This is a genomic window from Streptomyces sp. TG1A-60, from assembly GCF_037201975.1.
Classification (GTDB): Bacteria; Actinomycetota; Actinomycetes; order Streptomycetales; family Streptomycetaceae; genus Streptomyces.
In genome coordinates, this window is the sequence record NZ_CP147520.1 from 7,735,859 (window position 1) to 7,761,640 (window position 25,782).

The following is a 25,782-nucleotide window of genomic DNA, read 5'->3' on the forward strand; positions in this document are numbered from 1 at the left end:
GTGACTTCCTCCGCCTCGCAGCCGCGGCCGGACGAGGTGGCGCGTATGGCCTCCCAGACGGCCGAGCTGTTGGAGGTCCTGTGGGGGCGCGCCTCGACGGCGCCGGTGTCCGCCTCCCAGCTCCGTGTGCTGTTCATCCTGGAGCACAACGACGGCATCAATCTGCGCATGCTCGCCGACGCACTCGGCTCCACGCCGCCCTCCACCAGCCGGCTGTGCGACCGCCTGGAGGCCGTGGGCTTCGTCGAGCGCCGGACGGGCGCGGCCAGCAGGCGCGAGGTGTGTCTGCGGCTCAGCCGGCGCGGACGGTCCTTCCTGGCGGACCTGCGTGCCCGCCGTGAGCACGCCCTGCAGTCCGTACTGGAGCAGATGCCGACCGTGAAGCGGACCGCGCTGCTGGAGGGGCTGGAGGCGTTCTGTGCCACCGCGGCGGTACAGATCCACGAGGGCGGCGCCACCGACGCTCGGAGCGCCTGACCGCCGCCGACCCGGTTCCGGTCCGACAGCCTCATCCCAACCCTTCCCACGCGCTTGGCCCAGGCTCACTCTGTTGCCTCCCGGCCATAGTTGTCAAACGACAAGTAACGGCCACGGGTAGGCCCGGCACACCGACGGACCAGACCAAGCGGCATGGTCCGTCGGCGCGCTTGCGGACGGGCTCATTCCTGCGCCGGAGGCTCCTCCGGATGCCGGGCGACCTGCCCCGAATCCACGGCGGCCAGCGCCTCGTCGACGCTGTCCACCGTGGCCACGGTGAGGCTGACACCGGTGAGATCGAGGATTCGCCGCACCGCCGGCGCCGGGGAGATGATGTAGACACCGCCGGGGATCAGCCGCACCTCCTGGTACGTCCGCAGGATGATGTTCATCCCGGACGAGTCCATGAAGGGGACGGCCGACACGTCCAGCAGGAAGTGCCGTCGGCCGTGGCGCAGTTGGTTCGCCAGGTGATGTTGCAGCTCGGTCGCCGTGTCGATGTCCAGTTCCCCCTCGATCGTCAGCAGCACGGCGTCCTCACGAGGAAGTTCGACCTTGATCGACAGAGGATTCTGGGCGAGGGACACAACAGCCTCCACAGGCGCTACCGATCGGGACGGGTGCCCCGATCCACGGATTCGACGCATCGTCCGGCGATGCGCCGTGCGCATACCCGCGAATCGTCCGGACACACAGCGCCGATATCACGCGACTCCGGGTTCCAGGAGTCCCGCACGCAGCCGCTTGATGATGCGGCTGATCAGCCGCGACACATGCATCTGGGACACCCCGAGCTGCCCGGCGATCTGCGACTGGGTCAGTTCCTCCACGAACCGCAGATGGAGGATCCGGCGCTCACGGTCGTCGAGTTCGGCGATCAGCGGCGCCAACGAGTGGAAGTCCTCGACGAGTTCCAGCGACGGGTCCTCCTCGCCGATGAGGTCGCCCAGTACGGCGTCACCGTCCTCGCCGCCGACGGAGGTGAGCGCCGCGTCGAGCGAGGAGGTGTTGTAGCCGTTGGACGCCTTGCGCGCCTCGATGACCTCCGCCTCCGACAGGGACATCAACTCGGACAGTTCACGCGTCGTCGGCATACGTCCCAGCCGGGACTGCAGCTCGTCCGTCGCGCGGGCCAGCTCCACCCGCGCCTCCTGCAACCGTCGGGGCACATGCACCGCCCAGCTCGTGTCCCGGAAGAACCGCTTGATCTCGCCGATGATGTAGGGCACGGCGAACGTGGTGAACTCCACCTCGCGGGACAGCTCGAACCGGTCGATGGCCTTGATCAGCCCGATGGTCCCGACCTGGACGATGTCCTCCAGGGAGTCCTCACGGCCACGGAAACGCGAGGCCGCGTACCGCACGAGCGACAGATTCATCTCGATGAGCGTGTTCCGTACGTACTGGTAGGCGTGAGTGCCCTCGTCCAGCATGGCCAGCCGGTCGAAGAACTGCCGCGACATCTCACGCGCGTCTTTCGGCCTGACCTGCGACGGGTCCTCGATCCGAGGCAGGCCCGACTCGTCCGTCATGACCGTCCCTCGTGCCGTGGCCGTGGTCCGTGCTGTCACGGCTGCCATGCTGTCCACCCCTCTCGCCCGATGCCTTGCTGCCATCCCACGCTTGCCCCGGTACTCGCGACTCAGTCCAACTCCGCCGCGAAAGAAAGGGTGTCGCTCACCACTCTGGCCTGAAGTCGCCGTCGGCCCTCGCGGGCGGGGATCGCCGCGGCTGGCGATGCGTCACCACGAATGCGCGCCCCCATTGTTTGCCCACCGGATCGAGGGGCAAGCGGAGTTCCACGCCTCCGATCGGAGGCACGCCGACGGAAACGGTGAACCGTGCACGGGCCTTGGTCGCCCGCCCACCGTTGTCCGCCGCGAGTCCCTGAAAGCGTCGTTCAGGAGCGATAACCCATGCTGGTCAATGTGTCCGCAAACGGCCCCGGCACGTCCGCTCGTCCCGCCGCCCCGGACCGGAGGGCGCACGACGACGCACCCGACACCGCCGCCGCCTTCGCCCGCCTCGCGGAGATGGACGAAGGACCCGAGCGCGACCTCGTACGAGACGAACTCGTCCGAGCCTGGCTGCCCATGGCGCACCGCATCGCCGGCCGCTTCCGCAACCGCGGCGAGTCGGCGGAGGACCTGCGCCAGGTCGCCGCGATGGGTCTGGTCAAGGCGGTGGACCGCTATGAGCCCGAACGGGGGGCGTTCGAGAGCTACGCCGTGCCCACCATCACCGGAGAGATCAAGCGGCACTTCCGCGACCGCATGTGGACACTCCGCGTCCCCCGCCGCGTCCAGGACCTCCGCAACAAGGTGCGCGTGGCGCGTCGCGAGATCAGCCAGACCTCCGGCGGCGGCGCCGAGCCCTCGATCGCCGAGATCGCCGCCCACACCGGGCTCACGGAGGAGGAGGTCAACGCGGGGATGGAGGCGCTCGACAGCTTCAGCGCCCTGTCCCTGGACGCCGAGATGTCCTCCGGCGACGACGGCTACAGCCTCGCCGACACCCTCGGCGCACCCGACACCGCGTACGACATCGTCGTGGACCGCGAGTCGGTCAAGGAAGGGCTGCGCCGGCTGCCCGAACGCGAGCGCGCCATCCTCTACATGCGCTTCTTCGAGGACATGACGCAGAACCGCATCGCCGACCGCCTCGGTATCTCCCAGATGCACGTCTCCCGCCTCATCAGCCGCAGTTGCGCCCGCGTCCGTGAGGAGGCCCTCGGCCGGACCACCCTCTCTTCCTGACCCCTCCGCCGCACCTCGCGGTCCCGATCACGAAGGAGCGACACAGATGCTGACGCCCCACCCCGCGACCCTGCGCAGGCTCATCGATGAGTACGAGTCACTCGTGGCCCACGAGGGCGAGCGGAGCGACCCCCAGAGCGCTCGCCGCACGCAGGACCTGGCGTACACGTTGTGCGTGTCCACGGGCACCCGCGACGTCCGCCGGGCGCTGGACGCTGCACGCAGGCAGCTCGCCGCAGCGCAGGCGACCGCGACGGCCGAGCTGTGCGGGCACCGGGTGGGACGTCCCGGAGAACTCGACAGCCATGGTCCGGGCGCGAGCGGGTATGCGGCGACTCATGAACACTGATGAGCCCAGCCGTCCTGAATCGCCGACCCCGCGCACACGATGACATCGATGGAACGCCACCCGATCCGAAACCGCGGCACCGTCTCCGTGGAGATCTCGCCCGCCCGGGCGGACCGGCCGCCTGTCACGATCACCACCGCCGCGGCGGCCCGCCGCTACGTACGGTCGGTCGTGGGGGAGCGGTGGCGTTCCCCGGGCGGACCGCCGACCGAGGAATCGATGATCGACCTCATCCTCGTCGTCTCCGAACTGGTCACGAACGCCGTCCGGCACGGCGGCGGGATCGCCGGTTTCGACGTCACCCTCACCCCTGAAGGCGTGTGGCTGAGGGTACGGGACTACAGCACCGCCGTGCCCGTGGGCATCCACGGGCACGGCGCGCTGCCCCGCGCCCACGAGGGCAGCGGATACGGCTGGCCCCTGATCAACCGGCTGTCCACCGAGATCGCCGTCGAACGCTGCGCGGCCGGCGGCAAGACCATCAGCGTGCTGGTACCACTGACCTGACACCTCACCAGGGCAGGAAGACGTGGATGTCCTTGCCCTGGTCGTGCATCACGACGCTCACCTCGTCGCACAGCGTGTGGATCAGGTACCAGCCGATACCCCCGCCCCCCTTGTTGGGGCTGAAGGGGCGCGGCGCGGGCGAGGTGGTGCTCGTGTCCCCCAGCGTCACATGCACTCCGTCGAGGGTGCGGCGCATCGTCAGTTCGAAGCGCCCCGGAGCGTACTGCACCGCGTTGGCGGCCAGCTCGGTCACCACCAGCAGAATGTCGTCCCAGTGCTCGGCGGCCCCCGGCGAGGACGTGCGCGCGAGCATGCTCAGGAAGCCCTCGGCGGCCGTACGGGCGCTCGTCACGTCGCCGAGCTCTCCGTCGAAGGCGGCGTGAATGTCGTAAATCTTCTCGGAAGGCAGTGTCTCGTCCCTACGCGGCTCTGTTGCCATCTCGTCTTTCCCAGCTCGGCTGTTCGAGGCGGACGCGATGTCGCGTTCCCCTACCACGCCCGTGTTTCCCGAGCACAGACCGGCTACGCGTGTGAAAGCGTAGGGATGTGTGGGACCTTGGCGAAAAGAGTGGCCCCCGGCCGCTCTAGAGCCCCTCACCCCGCTCACCAACCTCGGTCGGCGTCCGGATGACCAGGAGGGCCACGTCGTCGTCGTTGTCGACGGGACGGACGCGCTCCAGGAGCAGGTCGCAGAACGCGTGCAGGGGACGGTGGGCGAGCGCCGCCGCGTGCTGGCGCAACCGGGCCATCCCCCGGTCGAGCGTGTGGCCCGGGGACTCGATCAGGCCGTCCGTGTACAGCACGAGAGTGGACAGCGGCGGGAGCGGGGTGAGCGTGTCCGTACGCGCCCGGATCAGACCGGTGCCGAGCAGGTGGTCGTGCTCCTCGTCCAGGAAGCGGGACCGCCCGTCGTGCGTGATCAGCAGTGGTGGCGGATGCCCGGCGTTGGTCCACCGCAGTGCCCATCCGTCGTCACCCTGCTCGACCCGGCCGAAGATCACGGTCGCCATGGACGCCTCGGTCACGTGCACCACGGCCTGGTCCAGCCGCTCCACGATCGCGCTCGGCGGCTCCTCCAGCGCCCAGGCGTAGGCACGGAGCATGTTGCGGACCTGCGCCATGCCGGCCGCCGCGTCGATGTTGTGCCCGACGACATCACCGATGGCGACCGCCGTGGCCCCGTCCGACAGAACGAACGCGTCGTACCAGTCGCCGCCGACCTGCGCGGACTGTGACGCCGACACATAACGCGCGGCCATCCGCAGCCCCGGCACCTCCGGCAGTTGCGGCAGCAGATGGCGCTGCATGGTCTCCGCGATGTGCCGCTGGCGCTGGTACAGCCGTGCGTTCTCCAGGGCAAGCCCGGCCCGGCGCGCGATGTCCTCCAGCAGGGAGAGCTCGGCGTCCGCGAAGGCCCCCGGCCGGTCGCTGAGGCCCAGTGTGAGGGCCCCCAGTACCGCGCGCGGCCCCCGGATGGGCGCGATCGCCGCAGAGCGCAGACCCGTCACCTGGAACAGCTTCTGCTGCGCGACCGTGATGCCCGAATCCGGCGGACCCTGGTACGTCTCCGGCCCGGCGAGCGCCGACGCGGCCCCGCGCAGCGCCCGGGACAGTGGCATCAACGACTCCTCGTGCACCGGCGGCAGCGGACCCTCCAGTTCCTCGCAGCGCACCACGACCCCGTTGTGATGGGTCGCCACCGTGGTGCGCCAGACGTCGTCGCTCTCGGTGATCAGGTCCACGACCGCCCAGTCCGCCAGCCGCGGCACCACCAGCCGCACCAAACGCGCGACCGCCTCCTCGGCGTCCAGCGTGGAGGTCAGCCGGGTCGTCGTCTCGGCGAGCAACGCCAGCCGGTCGAGCTGCGACAGCCCCGGAGGCTCGGGGGCCGGGGAGGCACCGGCCGCCGGGCCGGACTCGTAGAAAAGAACCGCGGCGCCCGTCACGTCCTCGTCGAGACGGCACGGTGTGACCAGCCAGGACACCGGCAGCAGCGTGTCGTCGCCGCGCCGGAACCACTCGCGGTCCCCGGCGCCCGTACGACCGCTCAGGAACGCGTGCATCATCGCGCACGCCGCCCGGGGCATCGTCTGCCCGAGAGGGTCGCGGTGCAGCAGTTCGTGCGCGTCCCGGCCGGCCAGTTCGCCGGCCGGGACACCGAGCAGGGCCTCCGCCCGGGCGTTCACCGTGACGATGCAGCCGTGGTCGTCCACGACGTACATGCCGGCGTGCACGAGGTCGGGCAGCTCGTCCGGAGACCCCACAGCCGGGCGGGACGGCTGCCGGTCGGTGTGATCCGGACTCCACGCGCTCATGTTCGGATTCCTCCGGCTCCGATCTCGGACGGGACTGTCGCACACAGGCGGTCGGGTCCGCCGCACGTGTCCACGCATTACCCCCTCATCGGCGACCTACGCGCGCGAGATCCTCGACCCCGGGTCGGTGCCTGACGCATTCCATGGCGGCGCGTGCCGCATGTCCATGCCTGACGCGTGCCTCCCGCGAACGCCACGCCCCCTGGCTGGCACCCGTGCCCGTCGTACGCGCGCGCCGACGGTCTCATGCCTGCGTGTGCCGTACGCAGGTGGTGACCACCTCGCGCAGGCGTGCCCGTCGTACGCGCGCGCCGACGGTCTCATGCCTGCGTGTGCCGTACGCAGGTGGTGACCACCTCGCGCAGGCTCCCCGTCCGCTCCATCACCTCACGCTGCACCCGGGCCCCGTTGCCGCGCCCCGTCAGCTCGGCGACGGCCGCTCGGGCCCGGTCGGCGTCACCGTTGTCGACGAGGGCCTGCTCGACATGGTCGAGCAGCGCGTGGATCACCTCCAGGGCGGGCCGGGGCCGCATCGTCGAGGGGTCCAGGAGGTTCTCCGACATTCCGGAGCGGGCGGCACGCCACGTCGCAAGCCGCAGCAGTCCCGCGCTGTGTCCCAGTGGCTCCTGGCCGGCCCGCCACTCGCGGGCCGCGGTGTCGACGAGCCCTCGGGCGAGGGACGCGACGAGGACCGCGGTGTCGGGGTGCAGACAGACGTCGGCGACCCGGATCTCGACGGTCGGATACCGCTGGGAGAGCCGCGCGTCGAAGTAGATCATGCCCTCGTCACGTACCACCCCCGTGTCGATCATGCCCGCCACGCACCGGTGGTACCGCTCCGCCGAGCCGAAGATGTCCGCCGGGCCGGCCATCGGCCACATGTCCCATACCTGGCTGCGGTAGCTGGCGTACCGGCTGTCCCGGCCCTGCCAGAAGGGCGAGTTCGCGCTCAGGGCCGTCAGCACGGACAGCCACGGCCGCATCCGGTCCAGGACGGCGACACCCTCGTCCTCGGACTCGACGGAAACGTGCACATGACAGCCGCAGACGAGCTGTACCTGCGTGGGCAGCCCGAACTCCCGCGCCATCCACAGATACCTGCTGTTCATGGTGATCGTCGGGCTCACGGGCAACGGCGACGTGGCCAGCGCCACGACCGCGGTGCCGAGCCCCTCGGCATGGCGCGCCGCGTCCTTGCGGCAGCGGATGATCTCGGCCCCCAGGTCCGCCATGTCCGACTGGGGGTGCGTGGCGAACTCCACCTGCTCGTCGTGGAGCTCCTTCTCGAACACGTCCTGCCCCGTGCCCTCCTGTGCGGCGCGCGCGAGCACCGCCGCGGCCCGCGCCTGGGGTTCGCCGGTCTCGGGATCGACCAGGAGGAGTTCCTCTTCCACTCCGACGGTACGCACGTCATGTGGCCCTTCTGCGCTAGGTGGTGTCAGCCGTGTGCCCTCGGACGACGCCGGAACACCTCGCCGGGCGGCGCACGGACGGGGCCCGTGTACGGGGCGACGGTCCGGGTACCCGTGCGACGCCACGGGAGCCGTGCCGGGCAGGCGCGGCCTCCCCGTCCGCGACACGGAGGAGGAGAACGTGACCAGCACCGAGACCGGCCACGTGACCGGTACCGCCGACAAGGACTACAACCTGATCTGGTACGTCGAGGCCTGCCTGGACAACGTGCTGCGGCTGGAGACGTACGTCCAGGACGCGGAGCGGGAGAAGGACACCGAAGTCGCCGAGCTGTTCCGCAAGGCGCAGGCCGACAGCCGCAAGGGCGCCGAACTGGGCAAGGAACTGCTGCGCCGGCGCATGAACGACTGACGACCTCCCGGGGCTGCCTCCCGTACGCCCGGGTGAGGCATCGACCTCGCCCGGGCGTACGGCGTTCCGTACGCGAACGACACGCCGCAGGGCCCGCTCTGCGCCGCCGACGAGCGCGGGCGGTCAGCTCGGACACGGCCTGCCGTACCGGCGAGGAAGGGAGCGAGGAAGGCCATGAGCCCGACGCACGTGCCAGGAGAAGCACGGGAACGCGGCTCGCGTAGCACGCACCGGGCGCGACCTCATCCGCCCTGTCCGCCGGCGCCACGCCGTGCTCACAAGGTGACCGCACGCGTCCGATGCCGACCTGCCGGGCGCACGCGCCGCTCCGCCCGCCCAGCGCCATGGTGAGCACGGCCGGGACCGTCCCGAGAACCGGCAGCGGAGATACTCGGCAGGGAGGCCGCCGACCGGAACAGTCGCCCGGTACCATCCCCAGCCTGGCAGTTCGTGAACCCAGCAGCGGCGACCGCGCGGCGGGCCGGCGGCAGCGCGTCGAGAGGCCGGGGCGGCGGCTGCCGGGCTCTTGTGAGGCCGACCGCTCACCGCCCACGATGCTGCGATGACCCCGCCTCCCGCAGTACGCCCTTACCGCCCCGAGGACCACGAGGCCCTCCACGACATCTGCGTCCGCACCGCCCACAACGGCGGCGACAGCCGCCCCGCCTACAGGAACCCCGAAATCTTCCCGGCGACCTTCGCCACCCCGTACGCCCACCTGGAACCGGAGCTGGTTTTCGTACTGGACGACGGCCGGGGACAAGCGGTCGGCTACATCCTCGGCACCGCGGACACCCCCGCCTTCGCCGCGGCCTTCCGCGACAGGTGGCTCCCCTTGGTCGCGGACCGCTTCCCGGCACCCATCGGCCCTCCGGTCACCCCCGACGAGGCGATCATCCAGCTCCTGCACCACCCCGAACGCATGGTCCTCCCCGAACTCGCCGCGTACCCGGCCCACTTGCACATCGACCTGCTCCCCGCCTGGCAGGGCCAGGGTCATGGCCGAGCCCTGATGCAGACCTTCCTCCGGGCACTGCACACCAGATCGGTCCCGGCCGTCCACCTCTCCATGGTCACCACCAACACCCCCGCCCGCGCCTTCTACGACCGCCTTGCCTTCCACGAGATCGAGGTGCCGAACCCCGGCCCTGTGACGTACCTGGGGCGCACGACGCAGCAACTCGACACCGGCCGGGAGGACTGAAGCACGCGGGCGCGCGCGAAGCCGCAGCCGGACCGGCGGTGCGTCACCGGCGAGCCGCCTACCGCGCTCAACCGAGCGCGAACGACACCCGCCGCTGCCACCCGCGATCCGTCGTGGACCATGAGATCGACCGAGGACTCGCCGGCCACAAGGGGAAGCCGGCTGTGAAGGCCGGCCTCCGCCTCATCCAAGAGGGCTCCGTCCTGTCCCTGAGCGACTGTGAGATGCGGGACCACGTCGTGCGAACTTGCCCGACGAGCGGCGGGGTCCGCGGCCACCGATCCGCGATCGCCCCGGTGAGCCGGCAGAACGACGTGTCCGGTTCGACGGCGAGATACAGAATCCCGGGAAACCGCAGCACGGTGACCTGGGCGGGCGGGGGCACCCGTGCGGGCCGACGGATCCAGCCGTCGCTCCACGCTCGAGCAACAGGCTCGGCCGCCGGGATTTCCACGATCAGTCCGGACTGGGCGATCACCCGTCCTCGGCCGCAGGCCCCACGCCCCACCGCCACGGCAATCTCCGCACGCAAGGACCTTGACGGCGGGCTGACCCGCGATTCACGGTCTCCCCCTGGCTCTCGCTCCCGGGCGTCGGCTCGGCGAGGTTCCCGGCAGCGGACGCCGACTGCGGTGGAGGGTTCACTGTTTCCTGAATTCACGAATCCGTGTATGGTCATGAGGTGCTGACCATCGCTCCGGAGGTCGAGGTGCTCGCGCGCTTCGGCCGTGCTCTCGCCGACCCCATCCGCTGCCAGCTGCTGCTGGCCCTGCGTGACGCTCCCGCCTACCCGTCCGACCTCGCCGACCGCATCGGTGTCTCGCGGACGCGGCTGTCGAACCACCTGGCCTGCCTGCGTGACTGTGGCCTGGTCGTGGCCGTTCCCGATGGACGCCGCACCCGCTACGAGATCGCCGACCCCCGCCTCGGACACGCACTCGAGGACCTGCGCACCGCTGTTGTCGCCGTCGAGACCGACCGCACCTGCGTCGACGCCGAGCAGAAGGGCTGCTGCTGATGGTCTCCCCGTCCCTCGGCCTCAGCCCGGCCCGCCGCGACGTTCTGACAAGGCGCATACGGCTGTTGGTCGCCGTGACGATCACCTACAACGTCATCGAGGCGATCGTCGCCCTCACCGCCGGCACGCTCGCCTCCTCCACAGCCTTGATCGGCTTCGGTCTCGACTCGATCATCGAGGTCTCCTCGGCGGCGGCGGTCGCCTGGCAGTTCTCGGCCGCCGACCCCGCCGTCCGTGAGGCCCGTGAGAAGACGGCCCTGCGGATCATCGCCCTCTCGTTCCTCGCGCTCGCCGCGTATGTCACTGTCGACGCCGTCCGCGCGCTGACCGGCACCGGCGAGGCCGGCCACTCCGTTCCCGGCATCGTGCTGGCGGCCCTGTCGCTGGCGATCATGCCGTTCTTGTCGGCCGCCCAACGCAAGGCGGGCCGCGAACTCGGCTCCGCCACCGCCGTCGCCGACTCCAAGCAGACCCTCCTGTGCACCTACCTCTCGGCGGTGCTGCTGATCGGTCTGCTGGCCAACCTCCTGCTCGGCTGGACCTGGGCCGACCCGATCGCCGCCCTCGTCATCGCCGCCGTCGCGGTCAAGGAAGGCCGCGACGCCTGGCGCGGTGACACCTGCTGCGGCCCGATCCCGACCGCTTCCCCGGTCCTGGTGCCGCGACAGGCGGAATTCGCCCCGTCGCGACGCCCGGCACGCCCTCTCGCCGCCCCGGTGGAGAGCCCGAGTACGCCCAGTACGAGGACGTCCGGCGGGCACACCGAGAGCACGCACCGGACGCCGCTCCTTGACGGGCGAACGTCGCCTGCCGCGGCACTGGCCCAGGCCGATGCCTGCGGTTGCCGGCAGGGCTGCGCCTGCTGCTGAGGCTCGCGGCCGAGACGTACGCGCGGCGATGGATCCGGCGACAGCGCGATCCGGGAGTCGAAGGCCCCGCGGCCTGCGGAGCGGGTGTCTCGGTCATGGCTTCCTCCTGCATCGCGGGACAGGGCCGCCGAGTTCGTTCGCGGAGGGCCTTGTGGTCCATCACATCGACCGCGGGGTTCTTGCCGAGGGCACTGATCAGTGCCTCCTCGTTCGCCGCGCTCTCGCCCCCGTGGCTGCGCCGCGTGCGAGGCGACGTCCTCCGTGGCGACCAGCACCGACGACAGCATCGAACGGGGCCAACAGCTCACCCGCCCAGCGCGTACACGTCCGGGTAGCCAGAAGTGGCTCGGCTCGGACGGGGAGAACGCGCCCTACACGCTGGGGCTGCTTCCGCCTGCGTGTGCTTCGGCGAGGAGGAGGTAGCTGCTGGCGGTCCAGGTGTAGGCGCGGTCGCGCAAGCCCGTTCCGGTGAGGGCGTCGAAGTTCTCGGCGAAGCCGTGGGTCTCGCACAGGGTGCGAAAGCGGGCACTGATCTCGTCCGCGAGTCGGGCGTGTCCGCCGCGACGCAGGCCGTCCTCGATGAGGACCGTGGCAGGGGCCCAGATAGGTCCGCGCCAGTAGCCGTCGGCGAGGTAGTGCGGCGAGGCCGGCGACTCGGTGGCCAGGCCGTGCGGGGTCAGGTGGGCCTCGACGCGGTCGGCCAGCACGTCCCTGATCTCGTCCGGCAGTTGCTCGCCGAGCACGATGGGCATCAGGTCGAGGAGGCTGGAGCTGTGCCAGGTGTCCCCGCTGTCGACTCCCCGGGCGACGAACCGGTCACCTCTCCAGAGCTGGTCGAGCATCGCCGACTGGGTCGCCTCGGCCGCTCCCGTCCACCGGCGGGCCTCGTCCGGTCTGTTCAGGTGCGTTGCCAGATCGGCGAGTTCCCGGAGCTGGAGGACGAGGAAGGCGGCCAGGTCCGCGGTGACGACCACGCGTTCGGGGTCGAAGGTGGTGGCGTTGTCCCAGCCGCTGTCGTTGCCGTGCTGGTAGTGGGGCAGTGCGGCGCCGGGGGCGCGCCGCGCGGTGAGCCAGAAGTCCGTCCAGCGTTCCAGCCTGTCGTACGTCTCGGCCAGTTCCGCCCGGTCCGGGGGAGTGGTCAGCCGACGGCGCAGGCGGGCGAAGGCCCAGCCGTGGATGGGTGGTTTGACGAAGTTGTGGAGGACCTCGGAGTGGGTGACGGAGTCGGGCAGCGCCCCGCTCTCGTCCTGGTGGTCGAAGGGCAGGTGGAACTGGTCCAGGGCCAGTTCGGGGAGCCCAGGGGCCAGGGCGAGGGCGTTGAAGCAGTGGTCCCAGCTCCAGACCTTGTCCATCCAGTGCTTGGACATCAGGACGGCGGGACGGGTGACCAGCCCCGCCGGGCGTACGGTCGCGGACCACACGACGTAGGCGGCGAGTTCGGCGGCGGGGGTGGCGGACGAGCGCCAGGGGGCCACGGTGTCGACGAAGCCGGCGAAGGCGTTCTGCGCGGTCTCGACGACCTTGCCGAAGGTCGCCGTCGACGTGTACGGAGGGCGTGCGGTGTCGAGTTCCTCGACCGCGATCTCCCAGGGATCGTCCGTGTCGGCTGCGACGGTGAGGCCACGCTCGGCGCTGCTCAGTGCCTGGCTGCCGACCGTGTCGGTCACCGTGCCGGAGAGAACGGTGACGTGGTAGCGGCGGCCGGTCTCGTACGACGTGAACACGTACGCGTCGGCGGTCGCGTCGTGGAAGAAGTAGGTGCCGCCGAACGGGGTCAGCGCCCGGGCCGCCGCGGAGACGCGCAGCGACAGCCCCGCACCGCGCAGGCGTACGGTGTCCGGCGACTCGTAGGAGAGATCGACCCGACCGGTCGCGTTGATCCAGCTCAGCAGCCCCGGTGTCGCCTCCAGGCGGGTCTCGGCCCGCTCGCCCGTCGCGGCGTCGAGCGGCAGGAGGCGCAGGACGGCGTGCATGCCGTTCTGGTGCGAGACGAGGTGGAGGTCCTCGGCGCGGGTCTTCTCCGCCACCACGGGGGAGATGCCGAACCAGGATCCGTACGTGCTGAACGGGATGTCGTGGACGGAGAAGGCCGGGCCGGGGCGGTCGGCGGTCATGAGGTGTCACTCGTTTCTCGGTCAGGGGCGGCGGGCCGTCCGGGCGTACGGACGGTGGGCCGCGGTGAGATGAAGCGGTCAGTCCTTGACGGCGCCGGCGGTCACGCCGGCGGCGACGTAGCGCTGGGCGAGGACGAGAATGGCCGCGGCGGGCAGCGAGGCAACGGTGGCGGTGGCCATGATGGCGTTCCACTCCTGGTTGTTGTTTCCGATGTAGTGGTAGATGCCGAGGGTGATCGGCTCGTGCGCGCCACCGTTGACGAGGGTGCCGGCGAAGACGAAGTCGGACCAGGACCACAGGAACGCGAACAACGACACCGTGACGACGGCGTTGCGGCTCATCGGCAGGACGACGGACCAGAAGGTGCGCAACGGCCCGGCGCCGTCTGTTTTCGCCGCCTGGAGCAGTTCGTCGGGTATGCCGGACATGAAGGCGGTGAAGATGAGCACCGCGAAGGGCACGGCGAGGGTGGAATCGGCGACGATCAGACCGGGGACGGACTGGAGCAGGCCGAGCTGGAGGTAGATGGCGTAGAAGCCCATCGCCATGATGATGCCGGGGATCATCTGGGCGGCCAGCAGGACGAATCCGAGGAGTCCGCCGCCACGCGGGCGCAGCTTGGCCAGTGCGTAGCCGGCGGGTGCGGCCAGGGCCACGGTCAGGGCGACGGTACCCAGGCCGATGACGAGGCTGGTTCCGAGGTAGGGCAACTGCTCGTCCAGCACCTTGCGGTAGCCGTCCAGTGTGCCGTGGGCGGGGAACAGATCAGGCGGGCTCTTGCGCATGTCCTGTTGGCGGGTGAAGGACACGTTGAGCATCCAGTAGACCGGGAAGAGCATGATCCCGGTCAGCAGGAGGCCGATCGTCGTCCTTCCCCACGTGCGCCGGCCGTGTCGGTTCATGACGACGCCTGCTTTCTCTGGGCCCGGACGTGGACCAGGCCGAAGACCAGGGCGGCGACGACCAGCAGGTTTCCGACGGCCGCCCCTGTGCCGAAGGCGGGCAGGAGGTTGCCGAAGCCGAGCTGGTAGGACCAGGTGGCGAAGGTGGTGGACGAGTCCGCCGGGCCGCCCTTGGTCATGATCCAGATGATGTCGAAGACCTTGAGCGTGTAGACCAGCCCCAGCAGCAGCGTGATCGCGGACACCGGCCGCAACAGGGGGAATGTGATGCTCCAGAACCGTCGCCAGGCACTCGCCCCGTCCAGGGCGGCGGCCTCGTACAGGCCGGCCGGGATGGACTGCAGGCCGCTGTAGAGCACGACGAGGTTGAACGGCACGCCGATCCAGATGTTGGCGATGATCACGGAGGTCAGCGACCACGAGGGCGACGTCAGCCAGTTCACCGGATCGATACCGACGGTCCCCAACAGCGCGTTGACGACGCCCGATTCGCTGTTGAGCATCCACGACCAGGTGGAGGCCGACACGATCAGCGGCAGCAGCCAGGGCACCAGGAAGAGGGCCCGCAGGGTGGCGGAGAGCCGGAAGTGCTGGTTGAAGAAGACCGCGAGGGCCAGGCCGATGGCGTACTGGAAGAAGAGGCAGACGGCGGTGAACACGACCGTGTGGAGCAGGGCCGGGGCGAAGGTCGGATCGTCGAGGACGGCCCGGTAGTTCTCCAGGCCCGTGAACGGCGCGTCGCCCTGGACGAAGGAGCGGACGGTGTAGTCGCGCAGACTCAGGTCGAGGTTGCGGTAGAGCGGATAGGCGTAGAAGAGGACGAGGTACAGGGTCACCGGGGCGAGGAACGCCCAGGCGGCCCACTGCTGGGAGGCGGGGCGGCGCCGTGCCCGGGGCGGTGCGGCGGGGGCCGCGCCGCTGTGGCCGGGCACGGGCCGGCGGTGCGGCACTTGCGTCGTGTGAATCATCGACGGGCCTCGGAGATCGCCGTCACCTGACGGCGGACTGGGCGGCGCTCAGCGCGTCCTTCGGGGACTTCGAGCCGCTGAGGGCGGACTGGACGGCCTTCCACATCTGCTCGGAGATCTTCGGGTACCCGGTGCCCAGATCGTCGCTGGTACGGCCCTTGGCCGCCTTGACCGCCTCCACCCAGGGCTTCAGGTCGGCGTCGGCCGCCACCTGCTTGTCCTGGACCTCGCTGGTGGGAGCCACATAGGACAGCGTGGTGTCGGTGTCGTACAGGTTCTGGGTGCTGGTCAGGCAGGTCGCCAGTTTCTGGGCGGTGGCGTAGCGGCCGGTGTCGCCCTGGACCGGGATGGTGACGAATTCGCCGCCGGTCGGGGCGGCGGCGCTGCCGCCGGAGACGCCGGGGACGGGGATGACGCCGTACTCGAAGCCGGCCTTCTCGGCATGGGTGAGCTGCCAGGTGCCGTTCTCGGCGAAGGCGTAGTCGCCGCTCGCGAACTCCTGCCAACTGGTCGTCTGGGTGTTGTTGATGACCGAGTTGGGCGCGTACCCCTTCTCCAGCCAGTCGGTCCACAGCGACAGCGCCGAGACGGCCTCGGCGGAGTCGAGGTCGGTCAGCTGAGCGCCCGAGCCCCAGAACCAGGGCAGGAACTGGAAGCTGCCTTCCTCCGTGCCGATCGCCGAGAACGTGATGCCCTTCTTGCCCGCCTTCTTCACCTTCTCCAGCGCCGCCGTCAGCGACTCCCAGTCCTTGACCGAGGCGATGTCCACGCCCGCGTCCTTGAGGACTTCCTTGTTGTAGTACAGGGCGAGTGTGTTCGCGCCGATCGGCGTGCCGTACGTCTTCCCGCCCGACTGGCCGGCCGCGAGGAGGTTGGGGTCGACCTTCGAGGTGTCCAGCTTGTTGTCGTCGGTGCTGGTGAGGACCCCCGCCTCGGCCAGGGTCGACACCACCGGGTTGTCGACGATGAGGACGTCCGCGGAGTTGTCCTGCTGCGCCGCCAGCAGTGCCTTGTTCGACAGGTCGCTGGTGTCGAACGCGGTCCGCTTGATCTTCACGCCGGCCGTGGTGCCGCAGTCGTCCAGCAGCTTCGCCCAGTCCGAGCTCTTGTCGAACTGCGGGTACGGGTCCCAGATGGTGTACGTGCCGCTGTCTGCCGCTTTCGTCCCGGTGCCGCCCGAGCCGGATGCGCAGGCGGTGGCACTGGTGGCGACCGCCAGGGCGGTCAGGACTGCGGCGGTCAGACGGCGCGGTCTGGAGTAGCTGTTCATCGCGGGTTCCTCTGTTTCTGGCGTGCGGGTGCCGAGGGGCTTCGGGCATGCGGGTGCCGAGGACAAGGGGTTGCTAGAGCTGGCACGCCGAACGGCACCGATGTGCGGTTCGGGTGTTCGGCGGAGTGAGGAAGGGGTGAGGAAGGAGGACGGAGGGTCCGGGGGGTGGTCAGGGCGTCGTGACGGTCCCGGTGTCCACGGGAGGCGGGGCTCCCGCGGGCCCGGTGCTGGCCCGCAGCGAGATCGGCGGTGCGAGCAGGTGGTGCCGGGGCGGCGCGTCGGGCTCGTCGAGCCGCTCCACCAGCAGGTCGACGGCGAGACGACCCAGCTCGGCCGCCGGTACGTCCGCCGCGGTGAGCTGCGGGGTCACCGTCTCCGCCCAGCGGCCGGCCACGACCCCGGTGACGGAGAAGTCGCGCGGCACATGGCGGTCGGCCCGGGCCAGTCCTCGGTAGAGGCCGCCCAGCGCGGCCTCGTTGAGCGTGACCAGGGCCGTGGTCGCCGGGTCGTCGTGCAGGATCCGTTCCACGCAGGTCTGGCCCGAGGCGGCGTCGTCCCCGCAGCAGTAGGTCCGGACCGTCAGCCCGCGCTCGGCCGCGGCCTTCGTGAAGCCGTCCAGACCGCGGTGCGCGGACTCGTACCCGGCCCGCAGCAACTGCTCGGGACGGTTGACGAAGGCGACTCGGCGGTGGCCGAGATCCGCCAGGTGGTGGACGCAACGCTCCACCAGCGCCGTGTGGTCGAGGCCCACCCACCAACCGCCCTCGGGCCGAGCGGTACGGCCGATGGTGACGGAGGGGAAGCCAAGAGTGGTGAGATGGTCCACCCGGTCGTCCTCCAGCCTGATCTCCATCAGGATCGCGCCGTCGACCCGCCGCTCGCCCAGCAACCGCTGGAAGGAACGGTCGCTGTCCATGCCGCTGGGAGAGAGCAGCACGTCGTAGTCGTAGGCCGCGGCGGCCTCCACCACACTGCCGATGAAGTCCAGTTGCATTCCCGTGTAGTGGTTCCCGGCCGGTGGGAAGACCAGGCCGATCGTGCTGGTCCGCCCGTTGGCCAGGGCACGGGCACTGGCGCTGGGCCGGTAGCCCAGTTCGTCGACGACCCGCTGGATCCGCCGGCGCGTGTCCTCCGAAACCGGGCGCTTGCCGCTCAGCGCGTAGGACACCGTGCTCCGGGAGACACCGGCCCGCCGGGCGATCTCACCGATGTTCACGCCGACTCCTTGCTCGAACCGGTTCGATACCCCGGAGGAGAGTACCGCTCGCCGGCCGTGAGGGGTGGGATGGGACGAGGATCGCTGGCCGGTCGTCGAACCGGTTCGCGTGAAGCGAAGGTAGGAACTGCCGGAACATCTGTCAACACCCTCGCCCACACTTCAGTGATCCTGGCGGAGGCCCGGGAGAACCTGGGGTCGGAGGGATTGCTGGCCGAGTGTCCCGGTGCTAGCTTCGCCGAACCGGTTCGATGAAGTGATCCTTCCGGCAACCCTGGGCCGCTTCGCACGCGCCGGAGCACAGAGCCGCCGTCCCCGCCCACCTCCTGCCCGTGTGGCGCACGGAATGGAACCGGTGCGGCCCGCACCACGTACGCGCCTCCTCACCGGAACGGCATACGGACGAGGAGCCGACCGAGGTGGCCCGACCGGAACCCCGCTACTCAAGGATCGAGGACGTGAATCCATGCCATCCGCTGACAGATCCGCCCGCCGCCGAACTCCGGCCGCCATGGCCCTGACGCTCGGCGCGGGCCTGCTGGCCGCACCCGCAGTCCCCGCCCAGGCGGCCGACACGCCCCAGCCCGCCGCCCGCTACACCTTCGATCAGGACGACCTCACCTCCGGCAGCATCACCGACAGCTCCGGCAACGGCCTGGCGGCGACCCTGGTGAACGGCTCCACCGCCCGGTCCGTCACGGGCACGGACGGTGGCAAGGCACTGGCCCTGCCCGGCGGGGCACCCACCTCCGACGGCGCGTACGTCCGGCTGCCCCGCGAAGTGCTCGCCGACGCCGACGACTTGACGGTCTCGGCCCGCGTGAGGTGGAGCGGCGACACATCGTCCTGGCAGCGCATCTTCGACCTGGGCACCAACACCACCAAGTACCTCTTCACCACGCCCTACAGCGGCAACGGTCTGCTGCGCACCGCCGTCACCACCGGCGGAGGAGGTGCGGAGGCACAGGTCAACGGGTACGCGATGCTTCCCGCGGACGCGTGGAAGACCGTCACCGTCACCCTGGACACCTCCGCAGGCCGGGTCACCACCTACCTCGACGGCGTGGCGGTCTCCTCCGCCGAGACCGGCGTCAAGGCGAAGGATCTGCTGGACAGTTCGGCCACGGCCGCCGGTTACATCGGCAAGTCCCTATGGCCGGACCCGCTGCTCAAGGGCGCGATCGACGACTTCACCGTGTGGCACTCGGCGCTCAGCCCCGAGCAGGTGGCCGGTACGGTCGGGGACGTGCCGACCGCCCGGGAACTCTCGAAGACGTCCTTCGACGTCCGTACGACGACCGGGACCGCCCCGTCCCTCCCCGTCGCCGTCCGCTCCTCCTTCTCCGACGGCTACGACCGCGACACGCCGATCACCTGGGACACCGTGCCGTCCGAGAAGTACGCCCGGCCGGGGACGTTCACCGTGGCGGGAACCGCGGCCGGGCGCGCCGTGAAGGCGGCCGTCAGCGTGGTCCGCGAGGGGCAGCTCACCGTCGACCTCGGTTCGGACACCGGCGCCTTCCACGGCGGCGCCTCCGGCACCCTCTACGGCGTGTACGGACCGGACGTCCCCACCAACAACCTCATGGAGGGCATGGGTCTGCGCACGGTCTCCACCAAGGCGCAGGACGGCCCGCAACACCCCGGCGCCGACGCGCTGGAGGTGGTCAAGCCCCTGGCCGACTCCACCGACGGTGATGTGTACATCTACATGACCGACATCCACCGCGGCTTCCCGTACCAGTGGCCGGGCGACACCCCCGAGGAGAAACTCAAGCTCTACAAGGAGAAGGTCGCGGACCAGGTCGACCAGGTCCTGAAGCTGCCGAAGGAGTACCAGGACAACATCGTCCTCGTGCCGTTCAACGAGCCCGAGGGCAACATGTTCGGCACCGGCGAGTGGAGCTACGACAAGGTCAGCTGGCTCAACGACCCGGACGACTACTTCGCCGCCTGGGACGACGTCCACAAGCTCATCAAGAGCAAGATGCCGAGCGCCCGCATCGCCGGCCCCAACACCAGCGTCCTGTACGACCAGGTGAAGGGCTTCCTCACCCACACCCTGGCCGCCGGTACGCTCCCGGACGTCATCACCTGGCACGAGCTGAGTCACCCGGAGGCGGTGCGCGAGAGCGTCGCCAAGTACCGGGCGTGGGAGAAGGACCTGTTCCGGGGCACCGACAAGGCGGGTACCGAACTCCCCATCAACATCAACGAGTACGCCTTCAACTACCACACCTCCGTCCCCGGCCAGATGATCCAGTGGGTGTCCGCGATCGAGGAGTCCAAGGTGGACGCCGACATCGCGTACTGGAACATCGACGGCAACCTCTCCGACTCCGCGGTGCAGTCCAACCGCGGCAACGGCCAATGGTGGCTGCTGCACGCGTATGCCTCGATGAGCGGCCACACCGTGGAGGTGACCCCGCCGTTCCCCGGCGAGAACTACACCATGCAGGGCGTCGCCACGCTGGACGAGAAGAAGCGGCAGGCACGGCTGATCTTCGGCGGTTCCACGGGCGAGGGCCACATCACCTTCGCGGGCGTCCCGAAGAAGCTCTTCGGCGACCGCGTGCACGCATGGGTGCGGGAGATCGAGTGGAGCGGACAGCTGGGCGACTCCTCCGGCCCGAAGCTGCTCACCGAGACGAACCTGACGGTCGGTGACGACGGCACGGTCGTCGTCGGCTTCGGTGAGGGCGGGCTGCCGGCGCTGAAGGAGTCATCGGCGTACGAGATCGTCCTCAGCCCGGCCGGGAAGGCGAAGGGCACGCAGTCCCCGCCCGTGTCCTGGCAGGCGTCGTACGAGGCGGAGGACGCCGCCCACACCGGGTCCGGCTACTCGAAGAACGGCCCGGAGGGATCGCCGCGCGACGTGTCGAAGTTCTACACCTCCGGCGGCTACAACGTGGGCGGCCTGCGCACCGGTTCGGACGTCATGCTCGACTTCACCGTGGACGTGCCCGAGGACGGCACGTACGACCTGAGCGTCTTCGCCAACTCCCTCAACACCTTCGACAAGGTCAAGGAGCAGGGCCCCACCAACGTCTTCCTGCGCGTGGACGGCGAGGCGGACAGCGAGCAGGAGCTGTACCTGCCACTGGGCTACAAGTGGGTGGTGTGGGATCACACCGACACCAAGGTCCACCTCACCAAGGGCAAGCACACCCTGACGCTCGCCGCGAAGAGCCTCGACGGCAAACGTGCCACCCAGGGCGACGCCGTCGTCGACCGCCTCACCCTCACCCTCCCCGAGGCTTCGGCCACCACACAGGTGTACGAGGGCGAGTTGGCGTGGCTGGACGGCGGGGCACGGCTCGTTTACGACCTGCCGAAGCAGACCGCAACCCCCGCCACCGGCTCGGGCGCGGTCCGGCTCGCGAAGGGCCAGACCGCCACGTTCTGGGTCTACTCGCCCGCCGACCGCGAGGCCACCCTCAGGGCGGACACCCTCGGCGGCACGGGCGCCCGGCTCTCCGTCAACGGGCACGACGTCCTGCGCCTGGCCAAGGGCAGGAGCAGCGTCGCGGTCTCCCTCTCGGGCGGCGTCAACAAGGTGACCCTGACCGGAGGTTCGTCCGCCACCCTCGTCGACCGCCTCTCGGTCACGCCCACCCAGGGCGCGCTCAAGACGCGTACGTACGAGGCGCAGAGCGCCGAGCTCGCGGGCTCGGCCAAGCTCATCCCGCTCTCCCTGGCCACCGACGGGACGGCGATCACCGGCATCGGCGGCGTCCCCGGCAACGGCAACACCGCGACGTTCGCCGTCGATGCCGACCGGGCCGGCCTGTACGCGCTGCGCATCCGCTACTCCAACCCCGAGCAGTCCGAAGCCACCCACTACAACCCGGACCCGCTCGCCCGCCACGCCGACATCACCGTCAACGGCGGCGAGAGGCGGCGCGTAGGCTTCCCGCACAGCTTCCACGAGAACAACTTCTGGGAGCTGACCCTCCCGGTCCACCTCAAGAAGGGGCGGAACACCGTCGCCTTCCGCTCCGAGGAACTGCCGAACTTCGACGGCACCACCTACGCCTCGGACACCTTCCCCGGGGTACTGCTGCGCTCCCGCTACGCGCCGTTGATCGACCGGATCACCGTCGCGCCCTACGCACGGGAGGTGCGATGAGGTGAACACCACCGGCGGTGACGCGCCACGCACGAGGTCCGGGTAGCGGGCGCCACGCCCCGACCCCGTTCGACAGGCACGCACCACCCCACGTTCGGTGCCGCGCCAGACGCCCGGGTCCGCCACGGCCGGCGGATCCGGGCGCCTCACTGTTCGAAGCCGGCGCCGCCCTGTCGACCTCGTCCGGACCGACGCCGGCGTCGGATTCGACAAGGGGAGACGATGGTGGTGGTGTCATGTCTCATGCCAGGTGCGTTCCCTGCCGAGCTCACCGGGTTCAAGTGAGGGTCGGGAATGGCGGGTGGCGCGGCGTTCGTGCCGGCGCCGCCGTAGCCAGTCGCCGGCCTCCCCGACCGAGACCAGCAGCGCAGCGGACGCGGCGCAGCGCAGAAGGCCTGTGGGCTGGCCGGTGGCGTGGCCGAGCAGCCAGAGTATGAGCGTGAGCAAAGCCCACCAGAGGCTGACCGATCTGATCTCGCGCCGCCAGCGCGGCACCCTCGTCACGATGCGGTGCTCGCTGTGCGGTGCGCCGCGACGGCCACGAACAGGCATCCGGTGGCGGCCACGATGCCCGCGGTCGCGGTAGCGGCCGAGATGATCGCCGGTGAGGCTTCGACCAGACGCGGGATCGTGTTGAGGGGCGCGGCGGCGTACCCCGCCAGGAGGGCCCAGCCGCGCGGTCGGGCCGGGGCGAGTCGGGACCGCAGGCGCTCCGGTACGTGGCCGGTGACCATGGCCAGCCCGGCCGGCAGCAGGGTGAGGGAGAAGAAGGCGAGGCCGATCCAGTGCCAGGTCATGGGGGCGGGGGCTCCTGTGGGTGAGGGGTCGGGTCAGCTGCGGCGGGCTGTGGCGATCATCACGAGTCCGGTGATGAGCGTGGCGAGGCCGAGGAGCAGCAAGGGGAGACCGGGACCGGGCAGGACGTACATCGCGGCCCCGGCCAGGGTCAGCAACGCCCCGGCGGCGGACAGGACGACTCCGAAAAGTCGTTCGGACATGCTGCTCCTCGTGGTGGGCTTGGTGGTGGTCATGGGCGGGGTTGTGGTGGTGGGCCAGGTGGGCGGCGAGCGCCCGGGTCAGCAGGGACCAGGCCACTGCGGCGGGGGCGGCCTGATGCCGTCCGAGGAGAATAGCGGCGGCGGTCGCCGTGGCTCCGGCAGCCCACGCCCTCCACCCAGCCGGCCGGCCAGAGCCGTCGGAAACGCCCTGGCTAGGCTCTCGCGGTCTCGTCCGGGTGGAGTGCGTCGAGGATGAGAGTGAGGCCGAAGGTGAACTCGTCGGCGTAGTCGTAGCCGGGCTTGAGTACGTGCTCGCTGGCCAGCTCGGTGAGGTGGGGGTAGGCGTCGGCGGGCATCTCCCGAAGGATGGCGCCCGCGACCTCGTTCAGCTCCGCCGAGCCTGTGAACGGCAGGCTCAACTCCTGGAGCACGAAGCCGTACAGGTAGCTGTCGATCAGCGAGACGGCGTGCGCGGTCATCGGGACGGAGAACCCTCCGGCGCGCAATGCTCCGATGACGGCGTCATGGTGGCGCAGGGTCGCGGGGCCGGGCTGGGAGCGGGAGTCCATGAGGCCGATGGCCCACGGGTGGCGCCGGAGGACGGCACGGGCGGAAACCGCGCGGTGCCGCATGGCGCTTTTCCAGTCCCCTTCGCGCGGCGGCAGGTCGATCTCGCCGAACACCGCGTCCACCATGCCGTCGAGGATGTCCTCCCTGCCCGCCACGTGGTGATAGAGCGACATCGCCTCGACTCCCAGAGGTTCGGCGATGGCCCGCATGGTGAGTGCGGACGCCCCCTTCTCGTCGGCCACCGTCAGCGCCGTACGAATCACGCGCTCGCGACTGAGCGGGGCGCGCGCCGACGCCCCGCGCCGGCCCTTGCCTCCCTCGCGCATCCGTCCCTCCTTTTCGCTCCCCTTGACTGCCTTACGGCATAAGACTACCGTGCCTTACGGCATAAGGTAAACGGGTGGGCGAAGGGGCTGCACCATGGGCATGGATCGTGTGAAGAAGGTCTGCATCGTCGGGGCTTCGGGCAAGCTCGGGCAGTACATGGTCGGGCACGCACTGGATCGCGGCTACGAAGTGGTCGGCGTGTGCCGGGAGGGCAGCGTGCCGAAGCTGGCGGCCTTCGAGGGCCGGATGACCGTCGTTCCCGGCCGCACGGACGACCCGGAGGTGATCCGGCGGGCGGTCGCCGGGTGCGACGGGGTGCTGACGGTACTGGTGCCCTGGGGTGTGCGGCAGTACGCGTCGGGCACGGCGCAGGCGGTGCTCGACCACGCACGGCCGGGCGCGCGCCTGGTCTTCTCCTGCGGCTGGCACATCACACGCGACGGCAAGGACACGTACTCGCGGACGTTCACCATGGGCGTCCGGATCGCCGCCGTGCTGGGCAAGCTCGTCCGCGCCGTCGAGATCGACGACCAAGTGGAGGCGTGCCGACGGGTGTTCGCCAGCGACACCCGGTGGACCGTGGTGCGCGGCAGCACCCTGGAGGAGGGCGAAAGCCAGGGCCTGCCCGTGTGGAGCCGGCACGTGGGCGACCCGGTACTGGCCAGTAACCTGACGCGCCGGGTGGATTTCGCGCTGTTCATGGTGGAAGCGCTCACCAATGACACGCTCGTCCAGGAGGCCCCGGCGATCGTCGGTTGCCGAACCCCCAGCGCCCTCGCCCACACCGGCGGCCCCCGCAACCACGCCTAGCCTGGCCGGGCGGGTCGAAATGCCGACGATGCGAGTTGGCCACCGCCCTGCGGGCCGGCTGCACTCCTTGATCACTCGTCGGCCGGCCTGGTCCGCTGGCAGCGTCCGAGGCAGGCGCAGGGTTGACGCGTCAGACGTACATCGAGACCACTTCTTCAGCCCAGTGTGATCCGGGCGGTGACCGGCAGGTGGTCGCTGCCGGTGGGCGACAACGTGCGGATCTCTCGGACGGTCGCTGAGCGGGCCATGACCTGGTCGATGCGGGCGATGGGGAAGGCGGTGGGGAAGCTGAAGGCGAAGCCTCGCTCCGCTGTGCTCAACCGTGAGGTCAGCGGGACCAGCCCACGGTCCTCGACGGTGCCGTTGAGATCGCCGAGCAGGAGGACCGTTTCCAGCTTCTCGGAGGCGATGGCCCTGCCCAGCAGGCCGGCGCTCTCGTCGCGCCAGGAGGATGCCAGGCCGCTCGCCCGGATGCGGACCGAGGGCAGGTGCGCGACGTACGCCGCGACATCGCCGTGGGGCGTGTGGACCACGGCCCGCAGCCCGCGGCTCCAGGGCCCCGAGATCCGCTGGGGTCTGATGTCCACCAGCCGGGCACCGGTCAGCGGATGCCTCGACCAGAGTCCGACGGTGCCCCGGACGGCGTGGTACGGGTAGATCGGGGCGAGGATCCGCTCGTACACCGCCAGCGCCGGGGGCACCAACTCCTCCAACGCGATGAGATCGGGCTCGGCGTCAGCCAGGGCGCGGGCCGTGCCCGCCGGGTCGGTGTTCTCGTCGCTGACGTTGTGCTGCACCACGACCAGGTCGTGCGGGCCCGGCTCCGTCCCGGGCAGGAGCAGCCCGCCGAAGAGGTGCGTCCAGGCCGCCACCGGCAGCAGCAGCGCCACCAGCGCGGTTGCTGAACGGCGTAGCAGGGCCAGGACGAACAGCACCACGACCACCAGGCCGAGCCACGCAAGGAACGCTTCCAGCAAACTGCCCAGGCGGCCCACGGAGTTGGGCACCGCCCGGTGGAAAGCCATCAGCCCGGCAGCCAGCACCGCGAGCACGGCGAGCACCCGCCCCCGTCTCCAGGCCGGCCGGCACCGTGGATTCCGCTTCGTGCTCCCGCCCGTAGCCCACGGCCCGGACCAAAATCGCGTCCACCGGGCCACT

23 protein-coding genes and 1 pseudogene are annotated in these 25,782 nt (G+C 70.4%); 10 read left to right on the forward strand and 14 right to left on the reverse strand.

Annotated features, from left to right (window positions below):
* Positions 1-45: 45 nt before the first annotated feature.
* The gene (locus WBG99_RS34085) at positions 46-477 is read left to right on the forward strand and encodes a MarR family transcriptional regulator (protein ID WP_338900066.1); all 432 of its coding nucleotides are present in this window, start codon (positions 46-48) and stop codon (positions 475-477) included.
* 182 nt (positions 478-659) lie between these two features.
* On the opposite strand, the gene WBG99_RS34090 is transcribed toward WBG99_RS34085, so the two are convergent.
* Positions 660-1,064 (reverse strand): STAS domain-containing protein, encoded by a 405-nt coding sequence (locus tag WBG99_RS34090; RefSeq protein ID WP_338900067.1) that lies wholly within the window; start codon positions 1,062-1,064, stop codon positions 660-662.
* 117 nt (positions 1,065-1,181) lie between these two features.
* Entirely contained in the window at positions 1,182-2,009 is an 828-nt protein-coding gene (locus tag WBG99_RS34095) for an RNA polymerase sigma factor SigF (protein WP_338900581.1), read from the reverse strand.
* Positions 2,010-2,393: 384 nt separating this feature from the next.
* Here WBG99_RS34095 and WBG99_RS34100 point away from each other — a divergent pair, with 384 nt between their 5' ends.
* The 3 genes from WBG99_RS34100 to WBG99_RS34110 are packed head-to-tail and all read left to right on the forward strand — an operon-like array spanning position 2,394 to position 4,089.
* On the forward strand, positions 2,394-3,233 hold the full coding sequence (locus WBG99_RS34100) for a SigB/SigF/SigG family RNA polymerase sigma factor (protein WP_338900069.1): 840 nt from the start codon (positions 2,394-2,396) through the stop codon (positions 3,231-3,233).
* Positions 3,234-3,279: 46 nt separating this feature from the next.
* Positions 3,280-3,582 (forward strand): DUF5133 domain-containing protein, encoded by a 303-nt coding sequence (locus WBG99_RS34105; RefSeq protein ID WP_338900070.1) that lies wholly within the window; start codon positions 3,280-3,282, stop codon positions 3,580-3,582.
* Between the two features lie 48 nt (positions 3,583-3,630).
* Positions 3,631-4,089 carry an ATP-binding protein gene (locus WBG99_RS34110; RefSeq protein ID WP_338900071.1) on the forward strand — a complete coding sequence of 153 codons (459 nt, stop codon included), beginning with the start codon at positions 3,631-3,633 and terminating at the stop codon, positions 4,087-4,089.
* A gap of 4 nt (positions 4,090-4,093) precedes the next feature.
* Here the strand turns inward: WBG99_RS34110 and WBG99_RS34115 are convergent, their stop codons facing one another.
* The 3 genes from WBG99_RS34115 to WBG99_RS34125 form a co-directional block, all read right to left on the reverse strand.
* Entirely contained in the window at positions 4,094-4,528 is a 435-nt protein-coding gene (locus WBG99_RS34115) for an ATP-binding protein (RefSeq protein ID WP_338900072.1), read from the reverse strand.
* Between the two features lie 145 nt (positions 4,529-4,673).
* The gene (locus tag WBG99_RS34120; protein ID WP_338900073.1) at positions 4,674-6,404 is read right to left on the reverse strand and encodes a SpoIIE family protein phosphatase; all 1,731 of its coding nucleotides are present in this window, start codon (positions 6,402-6,404) and stop codon (positions 4,674-4,676) included.
* A gap of 320 nt (positions 6,405-6,724) precedes the next feature.
* Positions 6,725-7,813, reverse strand: coding sequence for a glutamate--cysteine ligase (locus WBG99_RS34125; RefSeq protein WP_338900074.1), 1,089 nt, complete (start codon positions 7,811-7,813; stop codon positions 6,725-6,727).
* A gap of 184 nt (positions 7,814-7,997) precedes the next feature.
* Between WBG99_RS34125 and WBG99_RS34130 the strand changes: the two genes are divergently transcribed.
* From WBG99_RS34130 to WBG99_RS34145, 4 genes and pseudogenes are all read left to right on the forward strand, one after another.
* Positions 7,998-8,228, forward strand: a complete 231-nt coding sequence (locus WBG99_RS34130) for a hypothetical protein (protein ID WP_338900075.1) — start codon at positions 7,998-8,000, stop codon at positions 8,226-8,228.
* Positions 8,229-8,790: 562 nt separating this feature from the next.
* Positions 8,791-9,432, forward strand: a complete 642-nt coding sequence (locus WBG99_RS34135) for a GNAT family N-acetyltransferase (RefSeq protein WP_338900076.1) — start codon at positions 8,791-8,793, stop codon at positions 9,430-9,432.
* A gap of 682 nt (positions 9,433-10,114) precedes the next feature.
* Positions 10,115-10,450, forward strand: coding sequence for a metalloregulator ArsR/SmtB family transcription factor (locus WBG99_RS34140; RefSeq protein ID WP_338900077.1), 336 nt, complete (start codon positions 10,115-10,117; stop codon positions 10,448-10,450).
* Positions 10,450-11,064: pseudogene (locus WBG99_RS34145) on the forward strand (cation transporter); the annotation flags it as partial. The gene WBG99_RS34140 and the pseudogene WBG99_RS34145, both read left to right, overlap by 1 nt.
* A gap of 626 nt (positions 11,065-11,690) precedes the next feature.
* On the opposite strand, the gene WBG99_RS34150 reads toward WBG99_RS34145, so the two are convergent.
* From WBG99_RS34150 to WBG99_RS34170, 5 genes are all read right to left on the reverse strand, one after another.
* Positions 11,691-13,433 (reverse strand): trehalase family glycosidase, encoded by a 1,743-nt coding sequence (locus WBG99_RS34150; protein WP_338900078.1) that lies wholly within the window; start codon positions 13,431-13,433, stop codon positions 11,691-11,693.
* 78 nt (positions 13,434-13,511) lie between these two features.
* On the reverse strand, positions 13,512-14,336 hold the full coding sequence (locus WBG99_RS34155; RefSeq protein WP_338900079.1) for a carbohydrate ABC transporter permease: 825 nt from the start codon (positions 14,334-14,336) through the stop codon (positions 13,512-13,514).
* Positions 14,333-15,304, reverse strand: a complete 972-nt coding sequence (locus WBG99_RS34160) for a sugar ABC transporter permease (RefSeq protein WP_338900080.1) — start codon at positions 15,302-15,304, stop codon at positions 14,333-14,335. Before WBG99_RS34160 ends, WBG99_RS34155 begins: the two co-directional genes overlap by 4 nt.
* 22 nt (positions 15,305-15,326) lie before the next feature.
* On the reverse strand, positions 15,327-16,574 hold the full coding sequence (locus WBG99_RS34165) for an extracellular solute-binding protein (protein WP_338900081.1): 1,248 nt from the start codon (positions 16,572-16,574) through the stop codon (positions 15,327-15,329).
* A gap of 169 nt (positions 16,575-16,743) precedes the next feature.
* Positions 16,744-17,790 (reverse strand): LacI family DNA-binding transcriptional regulator, encoded by a 1,047-nt coding sequence (locus WBG99_RS34170; RefSeq protein ID WP_338900082.1) that lies wholly within the window; start codon positions 17,788-17,790, stop codon positions 16,744-16,746.
* Positions 17,791-18,256: 466 nt separating this feature from the next.
* On the opposite strand from WBG99_RS34170, the gene WBG99_RS34175 reads away from it, so the two are divergent.
* The gene (locus tag WBG99_RS34175; protein ID WP_338900083.1) at positions 18,257-21,919 is read left to right on the forward strand and encodes a LamG-like jellyroll fold domain-containing protein; all 3,663 of its coding nucleotides are present in this window, start codon (positions 18,257-18,259) and stop codon (positions 21,917-21,919) included.
* Positions 21,920-22,419: 500 nt separating this feature from the next.
* Here WBG99_RS34175 and WBG99_RS34180 read toward each other — a convergent pair whose 3' ends face one another.
* From WBG99_RS34180 to WBG99_RS34190, 3 genes are all read right to left on the reverse strand, one after another.
* Positions 22,420-22,716 carry a hypothetical protein gene (locus WBG99_RS34180; RefSeq protein ID WP_338900084.1) on the reverse strand — a complete coding sequence of 99 codons (297 nt, stop codon included), beginning with the start codon at positions 22,714-22,716 and terminating at the stop codon, positions 22,420-22,422.
* A gap of 33 nt (positions 22,717-22,749) precedes the next feature.
* Entirely contained in the window at positions 22,750-22,950 is a 201-nt protein-coding gene (locus WBG99_RS34185) for a hypothetical protein (RefSeq protein ID WP_338900085.1), read from the reverse strand.
* A 179-nt stretch (positions 22,951-23,129) separates the two neighbouring features.
* The gene (locus WBG99_RS34190) at positions 23,130-23,813 is read right to left on the reverse strand and encodes a TetR/AcrR family transcriptional regulator (RefSeq protein WP_338900086.1); all 684 of its coding nucleotides are present in this window, start codon (positions 23,811-23,813) and stop codon (positions 23,130-23,132) included.
* A gap of 94 nt (positions 23,814-23,907) precedes the next feature.
* Here WBG99_RS34190 and WBG99_RS34195 point away from each other — a divergent pair, with 94 nt between their 5' ends.
* Entirely contained in the window at positions 23,908-24,624 is a 717-nt protein-coding gene (locus tag WBG99_RS34195) for an NAD(P)H-binding protein (RefSeq protein WP_338900087.1), read from the forward strand.
* Between the two features lie 155 nt (positions 24,625-24,779).
* Here the strand turns inward: WBG99_RS34195 and WBG99_RS34200 are convergent, their stop codons facing one another.
* Entirely contained in the window at positions 24,780-25,685 is a 906-nt protein-coding gene (locus WBG99_RS34200; RefSeq protein WP_338900088.1) for an endonuclease/exonuclease/phosphatase family protein, read from the reverse strand.
* Positions 25,686-25,782: the final 97 nt, after the last annotated feature.